Source organism: Pseudomonas sp. LBUM1668, assembly GCF_059695715.1.
The window spans coordinates 5577136-5600316 of the sequence record NZ_CP166787.1 but is presented as its reverse complement, the minus strand read 5'-3'; the positions used below and the strand labels follow the sequence as shown (position 1 = coordinate 5600316).

21 protein-coding genes are annotated in these 23181 nt (G+C 60.2%); 9 read left to right on the top strand and 12 right to left on the bottom strand.

Annotation, left to right across the window (positions count from 1 at the left end):
• Nucleotides 1-209 precede the first annotated feature (209 nt).
• Genes ACA061_RS25260 through ACA061_RS25245 form a run of 4 tightly spaced genes read right to left on the bottom strand, consistent with a single transcriptional unit; the run spans nt 210 to nt 2626 of the window.
• Entirely contained in the window at nt 210-500 is a 291-nt protein-coding gene (locus ACA061_RS25260) for a DUF167 domain-containing protein (protein ID WP_103304308.1), read from the bottom strand.
• On the bottom strand, nt 497-1087 hold the full coding sequence (locus tag ACA061_RS25255) for a YggT family protein (RefSeq protein WP_042561545.1): 591 nt from the start codon (nt 1085-1087) through the stop codon (nt 497-499). The genes ACA061_RS25260 and ACA061_RS25255 overlap by 4 nt, the downstream gene beginning before the upstream one ends.
• A gap of 10 nt (nt 1088-1097) precedes the next feature.
• Entirely contained in the window at nt 1098-1916 is an 819-nt protein-coding gene (gene proC / locus ACA061_RS25250) for a pyrroline-5-carboxylate reductase (RefSeq protein ID WP_210553469.1), read from the bottom strand.
• A gap of 23 nt (nt 1917-1939) precedes the next feature.
• Nucleotides 1940-2626, bottom strand: coding sequence for a YggS family pyridoxal phosphate-dependent enzyme (locus tag ACA061_RS25245; RefSeq protein ID WP_497300236.1), 687 nt, complete (start codon nt 2624-2626; stop codon nt 1940-1942).
• A 56-nt stretch (nt 2627-2682) separates the two neighbouring features.
• Here ACA061_RS25245 and ACA061_RS25240 point away from each other — a divergent pair, with 56 nt between their 5' ends.
• The gene (locus ACA061_RS25240; protein ID WP_007953348.1) at nt 2683-3717 is read left to right on the top strand and encodes a type IV pilus twitching motility protein PilT; all 1035 of its coding nucleotides are present in this window, start codon (nt 2683-2685) and stop codon (nt 3715-3717) included.
• Nucleotides 3718-3829: 112 nt separating this feature from the next.
• Here the strand turns inward: ACA061_RS25240 and ACA061_RS25235 are convergent, their stop codons facing one another.
• The gene (locus ACA061_RS25235) at nt 3830-4447 is read right to left on the bottom strand and encodes a C40 family peptidase (protein ID WP_150617838.1); all 618 of its coding nucleotides are present in this window, start codon (nt 4445-4447) and stop codon (nt 3830-3832) included.
• Nucleotides 4448-4695: 248 nt separating this feature from the next.
• Here ACA061_RS25235 and ACA061_RS25230 point away from each other — a divergent pair, with 248 nt between their 5' ends.
• Nucleotides 4696-5130 (top strand): NINE protein, encoded by a 435-nt coding sequence (locus tag ACA061_RS25230; protein WP_150601974.1) that lies wholly within the window; start codon nt 4696-4698, stop codon nt 5128-5130.
• A 183-nt stretch (nt 5131-5313) separates the two neighbouring features.
• Here ACA061_RS25230 and ACA061_RS25225 read toward each other — a convergent pair whose 3' ends face one another.
• The 7 genes from ACA061_RS25225 to gshB all read right to left on the bottom strand — a co-directional run bounded on the left by ACA061_RS25225 (nt 5314) and on the right by gshB (nt 11483).
• The gene (locus tag ACA061_RS25225) at nt 5314-6585 is read right to left on the bottom strand and encodes a dihydroorotase (RefSeq protein WP_497300235.1); all 1272 of its coding nucleotides are present in this window, start codon (nt 6583-6585) and stop codon (nt 5314-5316) included.
• Nucleotides 6582-7586, bottom strand: a complete 1005-nt coding sequence (locus ACA061_RS25220; RefSeq protein ID WP_007913665.1) for an aspartate carbamoyltransferase catalytic subunit — start codon at nt 7584-7586, stop codon at nt 6582-6584. The genes ACA061_RS25225 and ACA061_RS25220 overlap by 4 nt, the downstream gene beginning before the upstream one ends.
• Nucleotides 7587-7613: 27 nt before the next feature.
• Nucleotides 7614-8120 (bottom strand): bifunctional pyr operon transcriptional regulator/uracil phosphoribosyltransferase PyrR, encoded by a 507-nt coding sequence (gene pyrR, locus ACA061_RS25215; protein WP_497300234.1) that lies wholly within the window; start codon nt 8118-8120, stop codon nt 7614-7616.
• Between the two features lie 82 nt (nt 8121-8202).
• Nucleotides 8203-8640 carry a Holliday junction resolvase RuvX gene (gene ruvX / locus ACA061_RS25210; protein WP_042561537.1) on the bottom strand — a complete coding sequence of 146 codons (438 nt, stop codon included), beginning with the start codon at nt 8638-8640 and terminating at the stop codon, nt 8203-8205.
• A complete protein-coding gene (locus ACA061_RS25205; RefSeq protein WP_150617864.1) occupies nt 8640-9212 on the bottom strand; it encodes a YqgE/AlgH family protein in 573 nt (190 codons plus the stop codon). The genes ruvX and ACA061_RS25205 overlap by 1 nt, the downstream gene beginning before the upstream one ends.
• Before the next feature lie 292 nt (nt 9213-9504).
• Nucleotides 9505-10404, bottom strand: a complete 900-nt coding sequence (locus tag ACA061_RS25200; protein WP_497300233.1) for an energy transducer TonB — start codon at nt 10402-10404, stop codon at nt 9505-9507.
• A gap of 107 nt (nt 10405-10511) precedes the next feature.
• A complete protein-coding gene (gene gshB / locus ACA061_RS25195) occupies nt 10512-11483 on the bottom strand; it encodes a glutathione synthase (RefSeq protein WP_150617836.1) in 972 nt (323 codons plus the stop codon).
• Between the two features lie 225 nt (nt 11484-11708).
• Between gshB and pilG the strand changes: the two genes are divergently transcribed.
• The 7 genes from pilG (at nt 11709) to ACA061_RS25160 (ending at nt 23126) form a co-directional block, all read left to right on the top strand.
• On the top strand, nt 11709-12113 hold the full coding sequence (pilG, locus tag ACA061_RS25190; protein ID WP_116028398.1) for a twitching motility response regulator PilG: 405 nt from the start codon (nt 11709-11711) through the stop codon (nt 12111-12113).
• Between the two features lie 60 nt (nt 12114-12173).
• Complete coding sequence (gene pilH, locus ACA061_RS25185; RefSeq protein ID WP_497300232.1) at nt 12174-12539, top strand: twitching motility response regulator PilH; 366 nt, start codon at nt 12174-12176, stop codon at nt 12537-12539.
• A gap of 10 nt (nt 12540-12549) precedes the next feature.
• Nucleotides 12550-13089: a chemotaxis protein CheW gene (locus tag ACA061_RS25180; RefSeq protein WP_150601967.1), complete on the top strand. Its 540-nt coding sequence runs from the start codon at nt 12550-12552 to the stop codon at nt 13087-13089.
• 275 nt (nt 13090-13364) lie between these two features.
• Nucleotides 13365-15425, top strand: a complete 2061-nt coding sequence (locus ACA061_RS25175) for a methyl-accepting chemotaxis protein (RefSeq protein ID WP_150601966.1) — start codon at nt 13365-13367, stop codon at nt 15423-15425.
• Between the two features lie 11 nt (nt 15426-15436).
• Nucleotides 15437-21349: a hybrid sensor histidine kinase/response regulator gene (locus tag ACA061_RS25170; RefSeq protein ID WP_497300231.1), complete on the top strand. Its 5913-nt coding sequence runs from the start codon at nt 15437-15439 to the stop codon at nt 21347-21349.
• Nucleotides 21342-21812 carry a chemotaxis protein CheW gene (locus ACA061_RS25165; protein WP_210553476.1) on the top strand — a complete coding sequence of 157 codons (471 nt, stop codon included), beginning with the start codon at nt 21342-21344 and terminating at the stop codon, nt 21810-21812. Before ACA061_RS25170 ends, ACA061_RS25165 begins: the two co-directional genes overlap by 8 nt.
• A gap of 528 nt (nt 21813-22340) precedes the next feature.
• Complete coding sequence (locus ACA061_RS25160; RefSeq protein ID WP_497300230.1) at nt 22341-23126, top strand: glycine-rich domain-containing protein; 786 nt, start codon at nt 22341-22343, stop codon at nt 23124-23126.
• Nucleotides 23127-23181: the final 55 nt, after the last annotated feature.

Sequence of the window (23181 nt, the reverse complement as noted above, 5' to 3'; positions counted from 1 at the left end):
ACCGGGGGGGTTAGCGGCAAGCAACGATCGGGCCTGATCGTTCATTGATCACAACCCCTGTGGCGAGGGGATTTATCCCCGATGGGTCGCGAAGCGGCCCCAAATCCTGCCAACGCTATTTAACTGGCGCACCAGACGATCGCACAGGGCTGCTGCGCACCCCATCGGGGATAAATCCCCTCGCCACAGGGGTTATCTTGTTGAGTCGGTCAGGGGCGCACCAGGTCAGGCAAATCCGGCAACTTCTTCGGCGAGCAAATCTTCACCCGTTTCTGCCGGTTCAACTCGCCACTGAGCAAACTGACCTGGCTCTTGGACACCCCAAACGCCTTGGCCAGAAAACCCATCAGATACGCATTGGCCTTGCCCTCGACCGGTGGCGCAGTCAGGCGGATTTTCAGGCGATCACCGTGCAGCCCGCAGAAATCATCGCTACGGGCTGCCGGTTGCAGGTGACACTCCAGAATCAGATCGTCACCGTCCCAACGAAACCAGCTCACATCAGCAGACGGAGGATTTCCGGCATCATCGTCATCGCCGCCAGATTGTTGATCACCAGCATGTCGATCAGTTTCAGCGCGAGGAAGGCGAAGATCGGCGACAGATCCAGACCACCGAGGTTAGGCAGGAACTTGCGGAACGGTGCCAGGGCTGGCTCGCAGATCTGGTTGACCAGTTCAGCGCCCGGGTTGTGGCTGCCCGGAGCGACCCACGAGAGGATCACGCTGATGATCAGGGCAAAGAAGAAGATCTTCAGGAACAGCGCAGTCACGCCGATCAGCGACCAGATAAGCAGTTGCAGCGGGTTGCCGATGGTGCCGTAAGTCAGCAGCAGGGTCAGCGCCATCAGCGCCAGTTGCACCAGAATCGCCAGCACCAGCGATGACATGTCCAGACCGAACATGCTCGGGATGATCCGGCGCAGCGGCTTGAGCAGCGGCTGAGTCGCTTTGACGATGAACTGGCAAAGCGGGTTGTAGAAGTTCGCCCGCACCAGTTGCAGGACAAAGCGCAGCAGCACGATCAGCAGATACAGACTGCCGAGGGTTTGCAGCACGTAAACCGCTGCGGTGTTCAATCCAATCATGTAAGGCTCCTTATTTGCCCAGTTGTTCGGCCATTTCGGCCGAGCGGTGCGCGGCGGCGCCGAGTGCTTTTTCGACCAGGGCTTCGAAGCCCCCGGCCTGGAATGATTTGATCGCGGCTTCGGTGGTGCCGGCCGGCGAGGTCACGCGACGACGCAGTTCGGCAGCATCGACGTCACTGGCAGCCGCCATGTGCGCGGCGCCTAGCGCGGTTTGCAGGGTCAGCTGCTCAGCGGTTTCTTTCGGCAGGCCGAGTTTGACGCCAGCGGCGGTCATGGCTTCGATCAACAGGAAGAAGTACGCAGGGCCGGAACCGGAAACGGCAGTCACCGCGTCCAGTTGTTGTTCTTCATCCAGCCACAGCACGATGCCGACGGCCGACAGCAGCTCTTCGGCTTGCTGGCGTTGCTCGGCGGTTACCTCGCTGGTGGCGTACAGACCGCTGGCGCCCTGACGCAGCAGCGCCGGGGTGTTGGGCATGCAGCGCACGATCGGCTGCTCGCCGAGCCATGCAGTCATGCTCGCGCAGGTAATGCCAGCGGCGATGGAGACCACCAGTTGATCGGGTTTGAGGCTCGGGCGAAGTGCTTCGCAAACGGCTTTCATCGCCTGGGGCTTGACCGCCAGCACGACGACATCGACGCCTTCGATGGCCTGAGCGTTGTCGGCGAAAGTTTCAATGCCGTGTTCGGCGCTGACCTTGGCGCGGGTTTCTTCGCCCGGGTCGCTGGCACGGATGTGTGCAGCTTCCAGACCCTTGGCCCGCAGGCCGCCGATCAAACTGGCGGCCATGTTGCCGGCACCGATAAAGGCAATACGTGTGTCGCTCATGTCAGGTCCTTATCTGGAAAATTTCAAGATTGGGAATAGTCGCGTGCGCCAAACAGGGCGGTACCAATTCGCACCCAGGTGGCGCCTTGGGCAATGGCCGACTCAAGGTCATGGCTCATGCCCATGGAAAGTGTGTCGAGCGGCAGATTCAGGCTGGCCTGCAAACGTTGCACGGCAGCAAATGCGGCGTCCAGTTCGGCGCGATCTTCAGTCGGCTCGGGAATCGCCATCAAGCCGCGCAGCTTAAGGCGTGGCAAGGCGCTGATGGCATTCGCCAGCGCCGGCAGGTCGGCCGGGGTGCAGCCGGACTTGCTGGCTTCACCGCTGACGTTGACCTGAATGCAGATGTTCAGCGGCGGCAGGTCGGCCGGGCGCTGTTCGGACAGGCGCTGGGCAATTTTCAGACGATCCACGGAGTGCACCCATTCGAAATGCTCGGCAATCGCGCGAGTCTTGTTCGATTGAATGGGGCCGATGAAGTGCCAGATCAAGGGCAGGTCGGCCAGTTCGAGCTGTTTGCTCAGGGCCTCTTGCAGATAGTTCTCGCCAAAGTCCCGCAGGCCGGCGGCGTGGGCTTCACGCAGGGCCTCGGCAGGTTTGGTCTTGCTCACGGCCAGCAACTGCACGCTGTTTTCAGCACGTCCGGCAGCAGCGGTGGCGGCCTGGATGCGCGAACTAACCTGAAGGATGTTGTCTGCTATCGTGGACATCAAGAGGCGCCGTGAGTCTGAAGGTTCGCGGCATTCTACTGGAATTGAGGAGCGCTATGGATATCACTGAACTGCTGGCCTTCAGCGCCAAACAGGGCGCTTCCGACCTGCACTTGTCGGCCGGTCTGCCGCCGATGATCCGCGTCGATGGCGATGTGCGGCGGATCAATCTGCCGGCGCTGGACCACAAGCAAGTGCACGAATTGATCTACGACATCATGAACGACACCCAGCGGGTCGACTTCGAGAAACATCTGGAAACCGACTTTTCCTTCGAAGTCCCCGGCGTGGCGCGTTTTCGGGTCAATGCCTTCAATCAGAATCGTGGCGCGGGGGCGGTGTTTCGCACCATTCCGTCGAAAGTGCTGAGCATGGAAGACCTCGCCATGGGCGACGTCTTCCGCAAGATCACCGATGCTCCGCGTGGGCTGGTGCTGGTCACCGGGCCGACCGGTTCCGGTAAATCGACCACGCTGGCGGCGATGATCGATTACCTCAACACCCATCGCCACCATCACATCCTGACCATCGAAGATCCGATCGAGTTTGTTCACGAGTCGCGCAAATGCCTGATCAATCAGCGTGAAGTCCACCGCGATACCCGCAGTTTCGCTACGGCTCTGCGTTCAGCGCTGCGTGAAGACCCGGATGTGATTCTGGTGGGCGAGATGCGCGACCTGGAGACCATTCGCCTGGCGCTGACCGCCGCCGAGACCGGGCACCTGGTATTCGGCACATTGCACACGACATCTGCCGCCAAAACCATCGACCGTGTGGTGGACGTGTTCCCCGGTGACGAGAAATCCATGGTGCGTTCGATGTTGTCGGAGTCACTGCTGGCAGTGGTCTCGCAGACGCTGATCAAGAAGATCGGCGGCGGGCGAGTGGCGGCGCACGAGATCATGCTGGGAACGTCGGCGATCCGTAACCTGATCCGCGAGGACAAGGTGGCGCAAATGTATTCGGCGATTCAGACCGGTGGGTCGCTGGGGATGCAGACACTGGATATGTGCCTGAAGGATCTGGTGACCAAGGGCTTGATCAGTCGCGAGCATGCGCGGGAGAAGGCGCGTACGCCGGATAACTTTTAAAAGCAAAAGATCGCAGCCTTCGGCATCTCCTACAGGATTTCGTGTTCATCCGCGATATGTGGACGAACATGACCCTGTGTAGGAGCTGCCGAAGGCTGCGATCTTTTGACTTTTAGCGCTGAACGACGCGCATCTGGCTTTGCTCTTTCGGTAATACACGCTTGGCAACCACGTAATGCTTCTGCCAATACGGCTTGTTCAGCGTATCGATGCTCACCGACTTGCCACGACGTGGCGCGTGGATGAAGCGGTCGTTACCCATGTAGATGGCAACGTGGTTGACCCGACGGCTCTTGAGTTTGAAGAAAATCAGATCGCCCGGTTTCAGGTCCTTGCGCTCGACTTTCTCACCGTGGCCGCTGGCCATGGCATTGGAAGTGCGTGGCAGGTCGAACGTGGCGTCGTTGAACGCGTATTTCACCAGGCCGCTGCAATCAAAGCCTTTACTTGGGCTGCTGCCGCCCCAACGATAAGGAGTACCGAGGACGTTTACCGCGCGGCTCAGGACGTTGCTGCTTTCCTTGCTCGCCATCGGCGGCACCAGACTGCTGCGGCTTTTGCTGCTCAGCGTGGTGATTTTGCTTTGTTTGCTTTTGCTCGATGGGGCAGAAGCGTGAGATTTAGGGGTAAAGCCGTTAACGTTGGGAAGACGTTGCTCACGATTGGTGGCGTGGGCGGCCAGTGGCATTAATAGGCAAATAGTTAGCCATGTCTTGAAAAATGGTCGCATTCGGCGTGGCTCTTAAGTGATAGCGCGCAACTTTATAACAGCTTTTTTGTGACTTCCGAGGCCGTTGGTCGATTCAAACGGGAGGCTACGGAACCAAATAAGCGGCAAATTGACGCGATTGTCGGACAGAGGTCCGGTGCTATAAGGCTTTCACGGTAGCGACGGTAACATTTGCCATACGTCGGCTACCTGTAAAAAAGTCACAAAGAATTCAAGAATATTTATCTATCGAGTGCATCGAGGTCTTCATGAACAGCTATCAGCTACCCCGTGTGAAGGAAAAAACCACTCACAGCAAAATCATCGGTTACCTGCTGTGGATCTTCGGATTTACCGGTGCCCACCGCTTTTACTACGGCAAGCCTGTGACCGGGACGATCTGGTTTTTCACCTTCGGTTTGCTGGGAATTGGCTGGCTGATCGACCTGTTCCTGATCCCGGCAATGGATCGCGAAGCAGATCTGCGCTTTGCCGACGGGCCGATCGAGTACAACGTGGCGTGGATTCTGCTGACGTTTCTCGGCGTGCTGGGCGTGCACCGGATGTACCAGGGCAAGTGGATCAGCGGCCTGTTGTACCTGCTGACCGGCGGGTTGTTCTTTATTGGCGTGCTGTATGACTTCTGGACACTGAACGATCAGGTCTCGGTGCGCAACGCGCAAAACCGCGGCACCTTTCAGTAAGCCATCGCTAGCAGGCTAGCTCCCACAGGGGATTTGTGTCGTTCACAGATCCAATGTGGGAGCCAGCCTGCTGGCGATTGGGGCAACGCTGAGTGAAGATCAAAAGATCGCAGCCTGCGGCAGCTCCTACAATGGAGTGCGTTCCAACTTGTAGGAGCTGCCGCAGGCTGCGATCTTTTGCTTTCAGGCCTGGTGGCTGATCCGCCCATCCACCAGCGTATAGCGAACCACACCCGGCAGGCTGTGCCCCATGAACGGGCAGTTCTCGCCTTTCGACCGCCAGTGTTCACCGGCCACCGTCGATGCCTTCGGATCTAACAGCACGATATCCGCCGCACCGCCCACCGCCAGTTTGCCCGCCGGCAGGCGCAGCGCTTCGGCCGGGCCTGCGCTCAGGCGAGCCAGCAAGGTCGGCAGATTGAGCAAGCCATCCTCAACCAGCGTCATCGCCAGCGGCAGCAGCAGTTCAACGCTGCTGATGCCCGGTTCAGTCGCGCCGAACGGTGCCAGTTTGGCGTCACGCTCGTGCGGTTGGTGATGGCTGGAAATCGCCGAGATCACCCCGGACTTCACTGCTTCGCGCAGGCCATCGCGGTCAGCGCGGGTGCGCAGCGGTGGCTGCACGTGATAGAGGCTGCTGAAGTCGATCAGCGCTTCGTCGGTCAGAATCAACTGATACAGGGCCACATCCGCCGTCACCTTCAAACCACGGGCCTGAGCCTGAGCGATCAGCGCAACACCGCGAGCGCTGGTCAGTTGGCTGAAGTGCGCGCGCACGCCGGTCTGCTCGACCAGCAACAGGTCACGAGCCAATGCCACCGTTTCAGCGGTTTCCGGAATGCCCGGCAGGCCGAGGAAACTGGCCACCGCGCCTTCGTGGGCCAGACCACCCTCGGCCAGATCGTGATCCTGCGAGTTGAAGATCACCGTCAGGTCGAACGTCGCCGCGTAATCCAGCGCCCGGCACAGGGTGCGGGTGTTGCGGAAACTCTCCAGACCGTTGCCGAACGCCACACAACCGGCGTCACGCAGGGCAACCAGTTCGGCGAGCTGCTCACCGTCCAGACCTTTGCTCAAGGCGCCAATCGGGAACACCTTGGTATTGCCGGCTTCGCGGGCGCGGTCGAGGATCAGTTCGGTCACAGCTGAAGTGTCGAGCACCGGTTTGGTTTGCGGCGGGCAGCACAGGCTGGTCACACCGCCGGCCGCGGCGGCGCGGGTTTCGCTGGCGATCGAGCCTTTGCGACTGTAGCCCGGCTCGCGCAGGGCGACGTTCAAGTCGACCAGACCCGGAGCGGCCACCAGACCGGTGGCGTCGATGGTTTCTACTGCGCTGAAACCGGCCGGCGCCGCGCCGAGCGCGATGATCTTGCAGGCTTCAATGTGAATGTCGGTGATTTGATCCAGGCCACTGCTTGGATCAATGACGCGTGCGCCGAGAATGCTGAGCTTCACTGGGCGTTCTCCTGCTCGAATTGGCGCTGGGCAGTCTGCCCGCTCATGGCCATGGACAACACGGCCATACGAATCGCGATGCCGTAAGTCACCTGATTGAGGATCACCGAGTGCGGGCCATCGGCCACCGCTGACTCGATTTCCACCCCACGGTTGATCGGCCCCGGGTGCATGACGATGCAATCGGGTTTGGCCCCGGCCAGACGCGCGGTGGTCAGGCCGAACAGGCGATAGAACTCGCCTTCGCTTGGCAGCAGGCCGCCGGTCATGCGCTCACGTTGCAGGCGCAGCATTATCACCACGTCGACGTCTTTCAGGCCTTCAGTCATGTCGGTGTAGACCTTGACGCCGTATTGCTCGATGCCGATCGGCAGCAGGGTTTTCGGCGCGATAACGCGGATGTCCGGGCAGCCGAGGGTCTTCAGGGCGAGCATGTTCGAGCGCGCCACCCGCGAGTGCAGGATGTCGCCGACGATGGCCACCGAGAGGTTCTCAAAACCGCCCTTGTGCCGACGAATCGTCAGCATGTCGAGCATGCCTTGCGTCGGGTGGGCGTGACGGCCGTCGCCGCCGTTGATGATCGCCACTTGCGGGCAAACATGCTCGGCGATGAAGTGCGCAGCGCCAGAATCACCGTGGCGCACGACGAACATGTCGGCGGCCATGGCTTCCAGGTTGCGCAGGGTGTCGAGCAGGGTTTCACCTTTGCTCGCCGACGAGGTCGACACGTTCAGGGTGATCACGTCCGCCGACAACCGCTGGGCCGCCAGTTCGAAGGTGGTGCGGGTGCGGGTGGAGTTTTCGAAGAACACGTTGCACACGGTCTTGCCGCGCAACAACGGGACTTTTTTCACCGCCCGGGCGCCGACTTCAAGGAACGAGTCGGCCGTGTCGAGGATTTCCGTCAGCAACTCGCGGCGCAGACCGTCGAGCGAGAGGAAGTGGCGCAGCTGGCCCTGATCATTGAGCTGCAGCGGGCGCTTGGTATCTAGAGGCGTCATCGCGAGGGGGACTCTCAATAGGGCGGATTAAAGGGTGAAATCTTGCAGTTCAAGCGTCAGCGGCTCGGGTCCGGACAGCTTCACGCGCTCGTGAGCGGCCAGCGACAGGGTCGCGCCGACCACGTTCGGGCGGATCGGCAACTCGCCGGCGTCGAGGTCGAGTAGGCACACCAGCGTCACGCTGGCCGGGCGGCCGTAGTCGAACAATTCGTTCATGGCGGCGCGGATGGTGCGGCCGCTCATCAGCACGTCGTCGATCAGCACCAGATGCTGGCCTTCGATCTCGAAGGGCAGGGCAGACGGGCGCACTTGTGGGTGCAGGCCATTCTGGCTGAAGTCGTCGCGGTAGAAGGAAACATCCAGCGTGCCCAGCGGCGCGTCGCTGCCCAGTTCCTTGAGCAGCGCCTGCGCGACCCAGATACCGCCGGTGCGGATACCGATGTATCGCGGTTCGCTGACGCCGCGTTGAGCAAGGTGCGCCTTGAGGCGTGTCGCCATCTGGCTGATCAGATCGGCGGGATTGGGCAGACTCATGGTTGCTCCTTCTTCGACCCGAGCTCCATCCTGCCGGAGGTGGCTCGAGATTTTAGCCAAAAGAAAAGCGCCGTAGCGCTTGTCAGGATTCAAATAAAGCAGTGTTTTCATCGAGCCAGCCCTGCAACAGCAGAGCGGCAGCGATGGCGTCCACCGGGTTGTCGCGGTAACTGCCCTTCTGACCGCCACGCGCCAGGCGCTCGCCCTTGGCTTCGAACGTGGTCAGGCGTTCATCGTGGGTATAGAAGGGCAGGTTGTAGCGGCCGTTGAGGCGGCGGGCGAATTTCTCGGCGCGCACGCACATGTCGCTGGGTGTGCCGTCCATGTTCAACGGCAGGCCGACGACGACGGCGTCGGGTTTCCATTCCTTTATAAGCGCTTCGACCTGGTTCCAGTCGGGAACACCGTTCTGCGCTTTCAAGGTGCACAGCTCGCGGGCCTGGCCGGTGATCACCTGGCCGACCGCTACGCCGATCTGTTTGGTGCCGTAGTCGAAGCCGAGAATCAGGCGCAGGGCCATCAGGCGTGCCCTGCCTGGCTGGTCAGCAGGTTGAGGTTGATCCCCAAGTGCCTGGCCGCCGCTTCGAGGCGCAGTTCGCTGCTGGTGTTGAACAGGATGTCGGCGTCGTACGGGCAGGTCAGCCAGGCGTTGTCGGCCATTTCGGCCTCCAGTTGCCCGGCTTCCCAACCGGCGTAACCCAGCGCGATCAGGCTTTTTGCCGGCCCCATGCCGTCAGCGATGGCGAACAGCACGTCCTGCGAGGTGGACAGTGCCAGGTCGCCCTCAAGCTCGGCGGTGGCCTGGAAGGTCTTGCCCGCCGGGTGCAGGACAAAACCGCGATCGGTCTGTACCGGCCCGCCGATGAAGATCGGCACGTGCTGGCAGAGGGCCGGCGGATCGATGTCCGGACGCAATTGCTCGAGGATGTCAGCCAGATTCAGCTCTTGCGGTCGATTGACCACGATCCCCATGGCGCCATTGGCCGTGTGCTCGACGATGTAGGTCAAGGTATGGGCAAAGTTCGGGTCGGCCATGTGTGGCATGGCGATCAGGAATTGATGCTTGAGGTAGCTGGGGCTGACGTTTTTCATGTGCGCTAGTGTGGCGTTCAAGGGGCGAACTGACAAGCTGAGGATGTGTTGCAAATGGTCCAGCGGGCTATTGTGGCGAGGGGATTTATCCCCGATCGGCTGCGCAGCAGTCGCGAAACCATACGGTGCGGTGTGTCGGATATGACGGGGGTGCGGGTTTTGGGGCGGCTTCGCCACCCATCGGGGATAAATCCCCTCGCCACAATAGATCCAATCACCACAATGAATCCCATCAGCAAAGAAATCCCGTTTCCACAGAAACCTCATCACCGCAAATGTTTCGCGCCAACCTTTAGTTACTGGACAGCTTGTCGCCCCGGGCGAATTTCCAGGTGCGGATGATTTCCAGTCGGTCGATATCCGACAGATCCCCGGTAAACGGTGCAAACGGCGCCGCCAGTCGGACGATGCGCTGCGCGGCCTGATCCAGCAGCGGCTGGCCGGACGATTCCAGCACCAGCACTTCATACAGCGAGCCATCGCGGTTGATCGACACCATCAGGCGCAAATTGCCGTAGATCTGCTTGCGTCGTGCTTCCTCGGGGTAGTTGAGGTTGCCGATGCGTTCGACCTTCTTGCGCCAGTCGTCCTTGTACCAGGCACCCTTGTCGCGCATGGTCGAAGCGGCGCTCAAGCGATGGATTCGCGGGCGCTTGGCGTACAGCTGTTGTTCCTTGGCCAGTTCCGCTTCGAGGCTGGCAATGTCGCTGGACAACTGCGAGCTGTCGAACGTCGGTGCGTCGACCGACGGTTTGATTTCAGTCTTGGCTTCTTCTTTTTTGGTCGGCGCCTTTTTCGGCTTCGGCGCAACCGTAGTCACGGCAGCCTTGGGCGCGGCTTCCTGCACTTGCGGCTTGGCGGCCGGAGGTGGCGTGACTTTTTTGACCTGATTGTCCTGGAACGGCGCGATCTCGGTGGTCTTCGGAATCGCCTTCTTGTCCAGCGTGCCGCTGCCTTCCTGATGTTGCTGAGCGAGAAAGTCAGCCTTCTCGGGCTTCTTCTCGCTCTTGAAGGTGGCGAGAGTGATTTCCAGGGTTTTGCTGATCTGTTGCGGCTCGACCATCGTGAAGCCGACGCCGAGCAGCAGCGCCAAATGAATCAGCGCGGCGAGGAATAGAGTAAATCCGAGGCGATCGGCCGGGCGCACGCCACGATGGGCGAGTTCAGCGGGCAGATCGGACGGGAGGGTCATGACAAAAAAACCAACATCGCGCTTTTCAGAGGCTGCGCATCATAACGCAATGTTGGTTTCACGCCTTGGGCTTCACGCTTCAAGCGACAAGCTGCATGTGACGTGCATCAAGCTTGCGGCTTTTTGCCGGCCGCTTGCAGCTTCTTGTCGATCGCATCCATCAACATCCCGCCAATGTCGGTGCCGAAGGCGTTGTCGATTTCACGGATGCAGGTCGGGCTGGTGACGTTGATTTCGGTCAGGCTCTCGCCGATCACGTCCAGGCCGACGAACAGCAGGCCTTTCTCACGCAAGGTCGGGCCGACTTGAGCTGCGATCCAGCGATCCTTGTCGGTCAACGGACGGGCTTCACCGCGACCGCCAGCCGCCAGGTTGCCACGGGTTTCGCCTTGGGCCGGAATCCGCGCCAGGCAATAATCCACCGGCTCGCCGTCGATCATCAGGATGCGCTTGTCGCCGTCCTTGATCGCCGGCAGATAGGCCTGGCCCATGATCTGCTGGCCACCAAGTGCGGTCAGGGTTTCCAGAATCACCGACAGGTTCGGATCGCCGGCGCGGTGGCGGAAAATCGAAGTGCCGCCCATGCCGTCCAGCGGTTTGAGGATGACGTCGCCGTGTTTCGCGGCAAATTCGCGCAACACATCGGCGCGGCGGCTGACCACGGTGGGCGGCGTGCACTGCGGGAACAGCGTGGCGAACAGCTTTTCGTTGCAGTCGCGCAGGCTCTGCGGCTTGTTGACCACCAGCACGCCGGCAGTTTCGGCCTGTTCAAGCAGGTAGGTGGAGTAAACGAACTCCATGTCGAATGGCGGATCCTTGCGCATCAGGATCACGTCCAGATCGCTCAGCAGGTTGTCCTGCTCGGCGTCCAGTTCGAACCATTTTTCCGGGTTGGCGAAGACTTTCAGCGGCTTCATGCGCGCCCGAGCCTGACCTTCACCCTGATACAAGTCACGCTGTTCCATATAGAACAGTTCCCAGCCGCGCTTCTGCGCGGCCAGCAGCATGGCCAGCGAGCTATCCTTTTTATAGGAGATGCTGGCGATAGGGTCCATGACAATCCCGACGCGAACGCTCATTGGGTTTTCCTCGAAAATTGGCTACCGGATCGGTATGAAAAAAGTGCCGCCAGAGTGGCGCCGGCAGGGTTTTCGGTCAAGGGAAAACCCGTCGATAGATTGCATCTGGAGACTGTGCTAAAAAGGCTGCCATGCAGTGCCGGCCCTTGAACATCAAGGGTTTCCGGCCATTACTGATAGCAAAACGGACAATTTGATTCGCAAAGGCGACGGTAGAGCCCTCTTATGGAACAGCAGTCCAGCGCCTTGAAGGTCATGGTGATCGACGACTCGAAAACGATTCGCCGTACCGCCGAAACCTTGTTGAAGAATGTCGGTTGCGAAGTAATCACGGCAATCGACGGTTTCGACGCTTTGGCGAAGATCGCCGACAACCATCCCGGGATCATTTTTGTCGACATCATGATGCCGCGTCTGGATGGTTATCAGACCTGCGCTTTAATCAAGAACAACAGTGCGTTCAAGGCCACGCCGGTGATCATGCTGTCGTCCCGGGACGGGTTGTTCGACAAGGCCAAGGGGCGGATTGTCGGTTCCGATCAATTTTTGACCAAGCCGTTCAGCAAGGAAGAGCTGCTCAGCGCGATCCAGGCCCATGTTCCGGGCTTCGCCGCCGTTTTGCCGCAGTAAGAAACGCACTGAGACGCTCGGCCAGCGGGCCAGGTGTCGACAAGAAAAATGGGGAAGACCATGGCACGTATCCTGATCGTCGATGATTCGCCGACTGAAATGTACAAACTGACCGGTATGCTCGAAAAGCACGGCCATCAAGTGCTCAAAGCCGAAAACGGCGCCGACGGCGTGGCACTGGCCCGTCAGGAAAAACCCGATGCGGTGCTGATGGACATCGTCATGCCCGGCCTCAACGGTTTCCAGGCGACCCGGCAGTTGACCAAGGATCCGGAAACCGGGCACATCCCGGTGATCATCATCACTACCAAAGATCAGGAAACCGACAAGGTCTGGGGCACCCGCCAGGGCGCCAAGGACTACCTGACCAAACCGGTCGACGAAGACACCCTGATCAAGACCCTGAACACCGTGCTGAACGGTTGATCGCGCAGCCATGAGCGAAACACTGACTGCGTTCGAACTGCTCTGGCAGATCGACCAGCGCTGCCGCTTGCTGGCGGCGGACCTGCCGTCGCAACCGGCGCGCCAGGATCGCTGGAGCGGTATTGGTTTTCGCCTCGGCGAGCACTGGTATGTCGCGCCGATGGGCGAAGTCAGCGAAGTGCTGCACGAACCGCGCTTCACCCAATTGCCCGGGGTAAAACCGTGGGTCAAGGGTGTGGCCAACCTGCGTGGGCGCTTGCTGCCGATCATGGACCTGTGCGGTTTTTTCGGGCATGAACTGTCGCCGCTGCGCAAACAGCGGCGGGTGTTGGTGGTCGAGCATGAGGATGTGTTTGCCGGGTTGATGGTCGATGAAGTCATCGGCTTGCAGCACTTCGAGCAGGACAGCTTCGAGCCGATTTCGATCAGCAAACGCCAGGGCTCCAAGGCCGAGTTCGTCAAAGGCTATTTCCGGCGCGAGCAGAACTGGCGGGTGTTCAGTTTGTTTGCGCTGGCCAGATCCCCGGTGTTCATGAGCGTGGCGATATAACCGTTACAACAGAGAACCCATAGTGGGAATGGGCCATGTGGTGAGGAAGTTTGCGGGTGAGATAACCCTGTGGCGAGGGGATTTATCCCCGATGGTTGGCGAAGCCGACCCAAAACCTAGATTTGAGATGTAGGCGATACAACTCAGGTTTTTGGGGCCGCTGCGCGACCCATCGGGGATAAATCCCCTCGCCACAGGTTCCCCTCACCACCAACCTCCTCACACAAGGCTAGCTCTCACAGGTTCTTCGGTGAGCTTCAAACAGGCGAGGACCGATGACAAAAGCAAAAACAGGCAAGTCAGCAGAAGGATCGCGCAGTCGCTCGCAGATCATCGTGCTGTTTATCGCACTGATCGTGTTCATCATGCTGCTGTTCGCCAACTTCGCTTACCTCAACACCCAGGCGAATTACGATAAACAGTACATCGGCCATGCCGGTGAACTGCGCGTGCTTTCGCAACGCATCGCCAAGAACGCCACCGAAGCCGCCGCCGGCAAGGCTGCCGCGTTCAAATTGCTGAGTGACGCGCGCAACGATTTTGCCCAGCGTTGGGGTTACCTGAAAAAGGGCGACCCGGTCACCGGCCTGCCGCCGGCGCCGTCCACGGTGCGTCCGGAAATGCGCGCCGTGCAGCTCGACTGGGAGCGCTTGCTGAAAAACACCGACGCCATTCTCACCAGCGAACAGACCGTGCTGTCGCTGCATCAGGTCGCCGCAACCCTGGCCGAAACCGTGCCGCAGTTGCAGATCGAATACGAAAAAGTCGTGGAAATTCTCTTGCAGCGCGGCGCTCCCGCAGCGCAAGTGGCGATGGCCCAGCGCCAATCGCTGTTGGCTGAACGCATCCTCGGCGCGGTGAACACCGTGCTCGCCGGCGACGAAAATTCGCAGCAAGCCGCCGATGCCTTTGGCCGCGATGCCACGCGTTTCGGTCAGGTGCTCAATGGCATGCTTCAAGGCAACTCAGCGCTGAAAATCAGCCAGGTCGAAGACCGCGATGCCCGTGCGCGCTTGAGTGAAATCTCCGAGCTGTTTCAGTTCGTCTCCGGCTCTGTGGATGAAATCCTCGAAACCTCACCGGAGCTGTTCAAGGTCCGTGAATCAGCGGGCAACATCTTCAGCCTCTCGCAAACCCTGCTCGACGAAGCCTCGCACCTGGCCAACGGTTTCGAAAACCTCGCCGGCGGGCGCAGCACCGACACCATCGGTGGCTATGTGCTTGGTTTGCTGGCGCTGGCCTCAATCATCCTCATCGGTCTGGTGATGGTGCGCGAGACCAATCGGCAACTGCGCGAAACCGCGGAAAAGAACGAGCGCAACCAGAACGCGATCATGCGTCTGCTCGACGAAATCGAAGACCTTGCTGACGGCGACCTGACCGTGACCGCTTCGGTAACCGAAGACTTCACCGGCACCATTGCCGACTCGATCAACTATTCCGTCGACCAACTGCGCGATCTGGTAGCGACCATCAACCTCACCGCTGGCCAGGTCGCCGCCGCCGTGCAGGAAACCCAGGCCACTGCCATGCACCTCGCGCAAGCATCGGAACATCAGGCCCAGCAGATTTCCGAGGCTTCGACGGCGATCAGCGACATGGCCCAGTCCATCGATCAGGTGTCGGCCAACGCTGCCGAATCCTCGGCGGTGGCCGAGCGTTCCGTGGAAATCGCCAACAAGGGCAATGAGGTGGTGCACAACACCATCCATGGCATGGACAACATTCGCGAACAGATTCAGGACACGGCCAAACGCATCAAGCGCCTCGGTGAGTCGTCTCAGGAAATCGGCGACATCGTCAGCCTGATCGACGACATTGCCGACCAGACCAACATCCTCGCCCTCAACGCGGCAATTCAGGCGTCGATGGCCGGTGATGCCGGGCGCGGGTTTGCGGTGGTCGCCGACGAAGTGCAGCGTCTGGCCGAGCGTTCATCCGCCGCCACACGCCAGATCGAAACCCTGGTGCGGGCGATTCAGACCGACACCAACGAAGCCGTCATTTCGATGGAACAGACCACCACCGAAGTGGTGCGCGGCGCGCGACTGGCGCAGGATGCCGGTGTGGCGCTGGAAGAAATCGAAGGCGTATCCAAGACCCTTGCGGCGCTGATTCAAAGCATCTCCAACGCGGCGCAGCAGCAGACGTCTTCGGCGGGGCAGATTTCCCTGACCATGAACGTGATCCAGCAGATCACGTCGCAGACGTCGTCCGGTTCCACGGCCACCGCCGAAAGCATTGGCAATCTGGCGAAAATGGCCAGTCAGTTGCGCCGTTCGGTGTCCGGTTTCACCTTGCCGGCGGCGTCCGCGTCGGCGACGGATAAAGTGTGATTGGAGCGGTTATGGGTGATCGGCACGATTACGTGGCCCTCGAATGGGTCAAGGGCGAAATTGCCGAAACGCTGAAACAGGCGCATCAGGCGATCGAAGCCGTGCTCGATGATTCGCAGGCCTTTCCCGGGCTCGACGAGTGCCTGGGTTACATCCATCAGGTCCACGGCAGTTTGCAGATGGTCGAGTTCTACGGCGCGGCGTTGCTCGCCGAAGAAATGGAGCATCTGGTCGAAGCCCTCCAGCACGAGCGCGTCAGCCATCGCGACGAAGCACTGCACCTGCTGTTACAAGCCTTGGGGCAATTGCCGATTTACCTTGAACGTGTGCAGAGCGCCCGTCGCGATCTGCCGCTGGTGGTCTTGCCGCTGATCAATGATTTGCGCAGCGCCCGCGGCGAAAGCCTGCTCTCGGAAACCAGCCTGTTCAGCCCGCAACTGCCGGAACTGGTGCCGCTGAGTGAAGAAGCGCTGGCGCTGCTGGAGCCGGCCGAACTGCCGAACGTACTGCGCAAGTTGCGTCAGATGCTGCAAATGGCGCTGGTCGGGCTGCTGCGTGAGCAGGATGATCAGACGCATCTCGATTATCTGGCCAAGGTCTTCAGCCGCCTCGAAGCACTGAGCGGCGATGCGCCGTTGAGTCCGTTGTGGCAAGTTGCATCGGCATTGGTCGAAGGCATGCGTGAGGGTGTGATCGCCAACAGCCCGGCGCTACGCAGCCTGTTCAAGGATGCCGACAAGGAGCTCAAGCGCCTGCTCGAACAAGGCCTGCGCGGGCTCAATCAACCGCCGCCGGCGGAGCTGCTCAAAAGCCTGTTGTTTTATATTGCCAAAGCCGAACATCCCACCGGGCAGATGCTGACCATGAAAGATCGCTACTCGCTGGATGATGCTTTGCCCGACAGCGCGATGGTCGACGAAGAGCGCGCGCGCCTGGCCGGTCCCGACCGCGATGCGATGCGCTCGGTGCTCGCGGCACTGTGCGAAGAACTGGTGCGGGTCAAGGAGCGGCTCGACCTGTTCGTGCGCAGCGACCGCCAACATACGTCCGATCTGGAAAGTCTGCTGGCACCACTGCGGCAGATCGCCGATACCCTGGCCGTGCTCGGTTTTGGCCAGCCGCGCAAAGTCATCATTGACCAACTGGCGGTGGTCTTGAGCATCGCCCAAGGCCAGCGTGAACCGAACGACGCCGTCCTGATGGACGTCGCCGGTGCCTTGCTCTACGTCGAAGCGACCCTGGCCGGGATGGTCGGCACCGTCGAACCGGAAAGTCCGGAAGATGCACGCCTGCCGACCACCGACCTGACGCAGATTCATCAGATCGTGATCAAGGAAGCACGCATCTGCCTGCAACAGGCCAAGGACATGATCGTCGACTACATCGACGCTGACTGGGACCGCCAGCACCTGCAACCGCTGCCGGAGCTGCTCACTCAGGTGCGTGGGGCGCTGGCGATGATTCCGCTCGCCCGCGCGGCGAGTCTGGTCGAGGCCTGCAACGGTTTTATCCGCGAACATCTGTTGCTCGATCCGCATGAACCGGGCTGGGAGCAGTTGGACAATCTGGCCGATGTCATCAGCAGTCTTGAGTACTATCTGGAACGCTTGACCGACGATCCGCTGGCGCCCGGCGAGCAACTGCTGGATATCGCCCAGAAGAGCCTCGCCAGCCTCGGTTTCTTTCCCAGCGAGCAGCCCGGCGAGGTACCTGTACCGGTGCTCGACGACGTGCTCAGCCCCAGCGAAGCACTGGTGATGCAGGACGCACAGGCGCTGGACGATCCTGAAGTCGTGCAGTCGCTGGCCGAGGTCCTGGCCAGCCCGGTGTCGGTGCTCAACCCGCCCGCGCGGATCACGCCCGGCAGCCTGATGCCGCCACCGGCGGATGAAGAGCCGGTGGATGACGAACTGCGCGAAGTGTTCCTCGAAGAGACCGACGAGGTTCTCGACGTCCTTCACGAATACCTGCCGCGCTGGTCGGCCAATCCGCAGGATCATGCCGCGCTGACCGAACTGCGCCGCGCCTTCCACACCTTGAAAGGCAGCGGTCGCATGGTGCGCGCGCTGATTCTCGGCGAACTGGCGTGGGCCGTGGAAAACCTGCTCAACCGCGTGCTGGAACAAAGCGTCGAACCCGGCTCAGTGGTCCAGCAACTGCTGACCGACACGGTATTGTTGCTGCCGGAACTGATCAGCGAATTCGCCACCAACCGCCAGCGTCAGCGCAGCGATGTCGATCAACTCGCCGCGCGCGCCCATGCCTTGGCCAAGGGCGACGAACCGCTGGCCGCCGAGGACGTTGATGACGTCGCGGCGCTCGATCCGTTGTTGCTGGAGATCTTCCGCAACGAAGCCGAAACCCATCTCGCCAGTCTCAACCGCTTTCTCGATCAGGCCGCTGAACACGTGCCGCTGCAGGCCAGCGACGAACTGCAGCGCGCCTTGCATACGCTCAAGGGCAGCGCGTCGATGGCGGGTGTGTTGCCGATTGCCGAACTGGCCGCGCCGCTCGATCAACTGGCCCGAGAGTTCAAGGCGCATCAACTGCCGCTCGACCTCGATGAAGTGGAATTGCTCCTCGAAGCCGAGGGCCTGTTCCGTGTCGGATTACGTCAGCTCAAGCATGATCCGCTGGCGCCGATTGTCGGCGCGCAGTCACTGATCAAACGCACCGATGCGCTGCTCGCCGAGCGTCTGGAATCGATCCTCAATGCGCCGAACACCGGCCTGCGGATCAAGCGTGATCCGCAACTGATCAACAACTTCCTCGCGCAAGGCATGGACATCCTGCTCGACGCCGAAAGCCTCTTGCAGCGCTGGCAGCAACACCCCGGCGAACGGCAAGAATTGAGCGCGCTGCTGGATGAACTGACCACCCTCGGTGAAGGCGCGCACCTGGCGGATCTGCTGCCGGTCGATGTGTTGTGCGAAGCCTTGCTCGACCTGTATGGCGCCGTGGAAGAAAGCAGCCTGGCGGTCAGCGACCGGTTCTTCCACGAGGCGCAGAACGCCCACGAAGCACTGATCAACATGCTCGACGAACTGGCCGCCGGCCAGGAAGTCACGCCGCAGCCTGCGCGCATTCGTGCATTGCACGACCTGCTTGATGAGAGTCTCGATCCTTCGTCCATGGGCCTGATCCGCAGCGACGGCAGCCGCACCTTAAGCATCCGCGAACTTGGCGCCGCGACCGCAGAGCTTGCGCAATCCACGTCTATTCCTTCGCCGGACGACGAGATCGTCGAGATCTTTCTCGAAGAGGCCGTGGACATTCTCGACAGCGCCGGGCAAGCCTTGCAGCGCTGGTTGAACGACCCGGACAACGTCGCGCCGTTGTCCTCGTTGCAGCGCGATCTGCACACCCTCAAGGGTGGCGCGCGGATGGCTGAAGTCGAAGCCATTGCTGATCTGGCCCAAGAGCTGGAGAGCCTTTACGAAGGTCTGGTCGACCGTCGTTACAGCCACAACGAAATGCTTGGCGGGCTGCTGCATCAGAGTCATGACCTTTTGGCGTTACAACTTGAACAGCTGCAAAACCATCAACCGCTAAACCCGGCGCAGGATCTGATTGAGGCGATCCGGCAGTTTCGCCAAGGTTCGTCCGCCACTGTCGAAACGGCGCAACCGGCCGCCGAACACGAAGGCGCCGCGCATGATCCAGAGTTGTTGGAAATCTTCCTCGAAGAAGGTTTCGACATCATCGAAAACTCCGGCGCCGCGCTGCTGCGTTGGCAGGCCGAACCGGGCAATCGTCAGGAAGTGGAAACCCTGCTGCGCGATCTGCACACCCTCAAGGGCGGCGCGCGGATGGTCGAGATCGGCCCGATCGGCGACCTTGCCCATGAGCTGGAATACCTTTACGAAAGTCTCTCCGCCGGCACGCTACAAGCGTCGACTGAGTTGTTCGCCTTGGTCCAGCGCGGGCATGACCGACTGGCGCAAATGCTCGATGCCGTGCGCGCCGGGCAACCGTGCCCGCCGGCGGATCGGCTGATCAATGCGATTCAGAATTTCAGTCATCCAGCGACGCTGGAAACCCCGCCGCCGTTGCCTCTACCAGTCAAGATCGAGACCGCGCCGACTGCCGTCGACGCCAGCGCGGACATGGTCAAGGTCTCCGCAGAATTGCTCGACGAACTGGTCAACCTGGCCGGGGAAACCTCGATTTTCCGCGGGCGTATCGAACAGCAAGTCAACGACGCGCAGATAGCGCTCAACGAGATGGAAACCACCATCGAGCGTATGCGCGATCAACTGCGTCGCCTCGACACCGAAACCCAGGGACGGATTCTCAGCCGGCAGCAGGTCGATGCCGAGCGCCTTGGCTATGAAGAATTCGATCCGCTGGAAATGGACCGTCATTCGCAGTTGCAGCAACTGTCGCGAGCGCTGTTCGAATCCGCCTCGGACTTGCTCGACCTCAAGGAAACCCTCGACCGACGCAACCACGACGCCGAGAACCTGCTGCAACAACAGGGACGGATCAACACCGAATTGCAGGAAGGCCTGATGTGTACGCGCATGGTGCCTTTCGAACGCATGTTGCCGCGCCTCAAACGCATCGTCCGTCAGGTGGCTGAAGAGCTGAACAAGGACGTTGCGTTCGTCGTCGGCAATGCCGAAGGCGAGATGGATCGCAACGTCCTCGAACGCATGGCCGCGCCGCTGGAACACATGCTGCGCAACGCCGTCGACCATGGTCTGGAATCTGCCGAGGTGCGCCTGGCCTGCGGGAAACCGGCGCAAGGACAGATCAGCCTCGACCTGTCGCGCGAGGGTGGCGACATCGTGTTCGACATTCGCGACGATGGTGCTGGCGTGCCGCTGGAAGCCGTGCGGCGCAAGGCGATAAAACGTGGCTTGCTGGCCCCCAACGCCGAGATCAGCGACCGCGATGTGTTGCAGTTCATCCTTCAGCCGGGCTTCTCCACTGCCGAAAAAATCACTCAGATCTCCGGGCGTGGCGTCGGCATGGACGTGGTTCACGAAGAGGTCCGCCAACTCGGCGGCAGCATGAGCATCGATTCGGTGCCGGGGCAGGGCGTGCACTTCCGCATCCGTTTGCCGTTCACGGTGTCCGTCAATCGCGCGTTGATGGTGCAGTGCGCAGAGGATCAATACGCGATTCCGCTGAACACCATTGAAGGCATCGTCCGTGTCCTGCCGAACGACCTCGAAGGACATTTCCGTCTCGACCCGCCGAGCTATCAATACGGCGGCCAACGCTATGAGTTGTGCTATCTCGGTGAGCTGCTGAAAACCGCGCCACGGCCGAAACTGCTTGGCCAGAATCTGCCGTTACCGGTGCTGCTGGTGCATTACAACGACCGGCACATTGCGGTGCAGGTTGATGCCATGGCCGGCACTCGCGAAATTGTGGTGAAGAGCCTCGGTGCGCAGTTCGCGGCGGTGCAGGGCGTGTCCGGCGCGACGATTCTCGGTGATGGTCGGGTGGTGCTGATTCTTGATTTGCTGGCGCCGATTCGCGCGATGCAGGCGCGGATCAGACAGCATCCGACGCTCCCGGAAATTGACAGCGAACCGCAGAAACCGCTGCTGGTGATGGTGGTCGACGACTCGGTCACTGTGCGCAAGGTCACCAGCCGTTTGCTCGAACGTCACGGCATGAACGTGCTGACCGCCAAGGATGGCGTCGACGCCATGCTCCTGCTCGAAGAACACATGCCCGACCTGATGCTGCTCGACATCGAAATGCCGCGCATGGATGGTTTCGAAGTGGCGACCCAGGTGCGCAACGACGAACGCCTGCAACACCTGCCGATCATCATGATCACCTCGCGCACCGGGCAGAAACACCGCGACCGCGCCATGGCCATCGGCGTCAACGACTACCTCGGCAAGCCGTATCAGGAATCGGTGCTGCTCGAAAGCATTGCCCACTGGAGCAAGAAGCATGTATGAGCGCCGGCACAACGCGCGCACCAGCCAACTCACGGGGCTGCTGCTGCCGCTTGCAGATCGCAATTTGATCCTGCCCAACGTGGCGGTGGCCGAGCTGATCGACTATCAGGCTAGCGCCTTCGATCTGGATACGCCACCGTGGTATCTGGGGCGAGTGACGTGGCGCGAGCGACAGATTCCTCTGTTGAGTTTCGAGTCCGCCTGCGGGCAAAAAATCGTGATTGGCGAGCGGGCGCGGATCGTGATTCTCAATGCGCTGGGCGGGTTGCCGGAGCTGAAGTTCATTGCGCTGCTGGTGCAGGGGATTCCGCGGTCTTACAAACTCGATAGCCAGTTGAGCTATGTTGATGTGCCGTTGTGCGCGCTGGAGCAGGCGGCGGTGCAGGTCGGGGAGCAAGTGGCGAAGGTGCCGGATTTGTTGGGGTTGGAGAGGTTGTTGGTGGAGGCTGGCCTGGTCCGCTGATCCATGATTCGCTGTGCCCTTACTGGCCCTATCGCTGGCAAGCCAGCTCCCACATTGCCCGAGTCGTACCCGAAATGTTGTGAGGCATACAACCCCTTGTAGGACCTGCGGCACGCTGCGATCTTTTGATCTCGATGCTGAGGATCAAAAGATCGCAGCCTCGTTTCACTCGACAGCTCCTACAGGTTTTATGTTGGGCTTGCCACGTCTTCCATTGATCCCTGAACAGAAAAAATCGCTGCCATACCGTAATGGTTAGAAAGCGCTTTTTTGTGGGCTCGACTTTTTGCACACAGTAGAAGGAACTGATTAGCGCCTGCTTCTTTCTAGAAGTATTTAGAGATATGCCTAATCATCCTAAAAAAAATAAAATTATTCCAAAAAACTATTATGGACTGTCATTTCTTACAGGTTCCAAATTGTCGACTTCGCGTTAGTGTCGAGGGCGTAGCACCGCGAATTCCCGAATGGATACGTAATGGTTTTTATCCTTGGGGATATTGTACCAATCGATAAAGGACTCTCATCATGAAGCCAGCAATCTGTCTTACTTGCGCAGTGGGTATTTGCGCCGCGTTTGGAATCACATCTGTTCATGCGGCCACGAAGATCTATAACGAGGTCGGCAATTATGTCTTCCAACCTCCGGGAGGAGTCACGCAGCTTACCTTTACCATAATTGGTGCAGGCGGCGGTGGAGGCGGTGGCGGAGGTGCCTTTGATTTCGCTCTCAAAGGGCGCGGAGCGGGGGGCGGTGGCGGTGGTGCAGGCGGCAGTATGGTGTGCACCGTTAATGTAAACCCTAATGAAGCCTTGTATCTATATGTTGGTCGTGGTGGGGAAGAGGGCGCGGCAGGTAGTACTGGTAAAGCTGGCACTTCCGGTAATGACGGCGATACTAGTTCTGTGGCAGTAACTAACATTCCGGGCGGTCCGCTCGGATTTTCCAATGATCGGCCCGGTAATCCTTCCGACACCTTCAGTAATTTTGCAGTTAGCGGGGGCCGAGGTGGGGCAGGAGGAAGTACAGGTGGGGTCAGTAATACTCCCGGCCAAGGCGGCACGGGCGGAAGTATGAGTTCTTCAACGTCGGCTAGCTGCACTCCTGTCAACGGAGAAAGAGGGCAGAACGGTGGCTTGAATGGTGGTTCACAGACTCCCGGTAATGGCGGCACGGCCCCTTCTGCTGCGTGCGACGCTGGTAAAGGTGGTACAGGGGGTGGAGGCGGCGAGATCAACACAAGTTCTCAATCTGGGCATGCCGGACTCAAAGGAGCGGCTGGGTCACGGGGCTGCGTAGTAATTGAGTATTAACACCTGCGATTGGGCATGAATCGTTACGCCAAGCGTAATGATTCACCACCCTGCT

What these genes read in the sequence shown, in the direction of transcription:
- ACA061_RS25255 (WP_042561545.1), bottom strand. Translation starts at nt 1,087, where the DNA reads ATGATTGGATTGAACACCGCAGCGGTTTACGTGCTGCAAACCCTCGGC.
- proC (WP_210553469.1), bottom strand. Translation starts at nt 1,916, where the DNA reads ATGAGCGACACACGTATTGCCTTTATCGGTGCCGGCAACATGGCCGCC.
- ACA061_RS25245 (WP_497300236.1), bottom strand. Translation starts at nt 2,626, where the DNA reads ATGTCCACGATAGCAGACAACATCCTTCAGGTTAGTTCGCGCATCCAG.
- ACA061_RS25240 (WP_007953348.1), top strand. Translation starts at nt 2,683, where the DNA reads ATGGATATCACTGAACTGCTGGCCTTCAGCGCCAAACAGGGCGCTTCC.
- ACA061_RS25235 (WP_150617838.1), bottom strand. Translation starts at nt 4,447, where the DNA reads ATGCGACCATTTTTCAAGACATGGCTAACTATTTGCCTATTAATGCCA.
- ACA061_RS25230 (WP_150601974.1), top strand. Translation starts at nt 4,696, where the DNA reads ATGAACAGCTATCAGCTACCCCGTGTGAAGGAAAAAACCACTCACAGC.
- ACA061_RS25220 (WP_007913665.1), bottom strand. Translation starts at nt 7,586, where the DNA reads ATGACGCCTCTAGATACCAAGCGCCCGCTGCAGCTCAATGATCAGGGC.
- pyrR (WP_497300234.1), bottom strand. Translation starts at nt 8,120, where the DNA reads ATGAGTCTGCCCAATCCCGCCGATCTGATCAGCCAGATGGCGACACGC.
- ruvX (WP_042561537.1), bottom strand. Translation starts at nt 8,640, where the DNA reads ATGGCCCTGCGCCTGATTCTCGGCTTCGACTACGGCACCAAACAGATC.
- ACA061_RS25205 (WP_150617864.1), bottom strand. Translation starts at nt 9,212, where the DNA reads ATGAAAAACGTCAGCCCCAGCTACCTCAAGCATCAATTCCTGATCGCC.
- ACA061_RS25200 (WP_497300233.1), bottom strand. Translation starts at nt 10,404, where the DNA reads ATGACCCTCCCGTCCGATCTGCCCGCTGAACTCGCCCATCGTGGCGTG.
- gshB (WP_150617836.1), bottom strand. Translation starts at nt 11,483, where the DNA reads ATGAGCGTTCGCGTCGGGATTGTCATGGACCCTATCGCCAGCATCTCC.
- pilG (WP_116028398.1), top strand. Translation starts at nt 11,709, where the DNA reads ATGGAACAGCAGTCCAGCGCCTTGAAGGTCATGGTGATCGACGACTCG.
- pilH (WP_497300232.1), top strand. Translation starts at nt 12,174, where the DNA reads ATGGCACGTATCCTGATCGTCGATGATTCGCCGACTGAAATGTACAAA.
- ACA061_RS25180 (WP_150601967.1), top strand. Translation starts at nt 12,550, where the DNA reads ATGAGCGAAACACTGACTGCGTTCGAACTGCTCTGGCAGATCGACCAG.
- ACA061_RS25175 (WP_150601966.1), top strand. Translation starts at nt 13,365, where the DNA reads ATGACAAAAGCAAAAACAGGCAAGTCAGCAGAAGGATCGCGCAGTCGC.
- ACA061_RS25170 (WP_497300231.1), top strand. Translation starts at nt 15,437, where the DNA reads ATGGGTGATCGGCACGATTACGTGGCCCTCGAATGGGTCAAGGGCGAA.
- ACA061_RS25165 (WP_210553476.1), top strand. Translation starts at nt 21,342, where the DNA reads ATGTATGAGCGCCGGCACAACGCGCGCACCAGCCAACTCACGGGGCTG.
- ACA061_RS25160 (WP_497300230.1), top strand. Translation starts at nt 22,341, where the DNA reads ATGAAGCCAGCAATCTGTCTTACTTGCGCAGTGGGTATTTGCGCCGCG.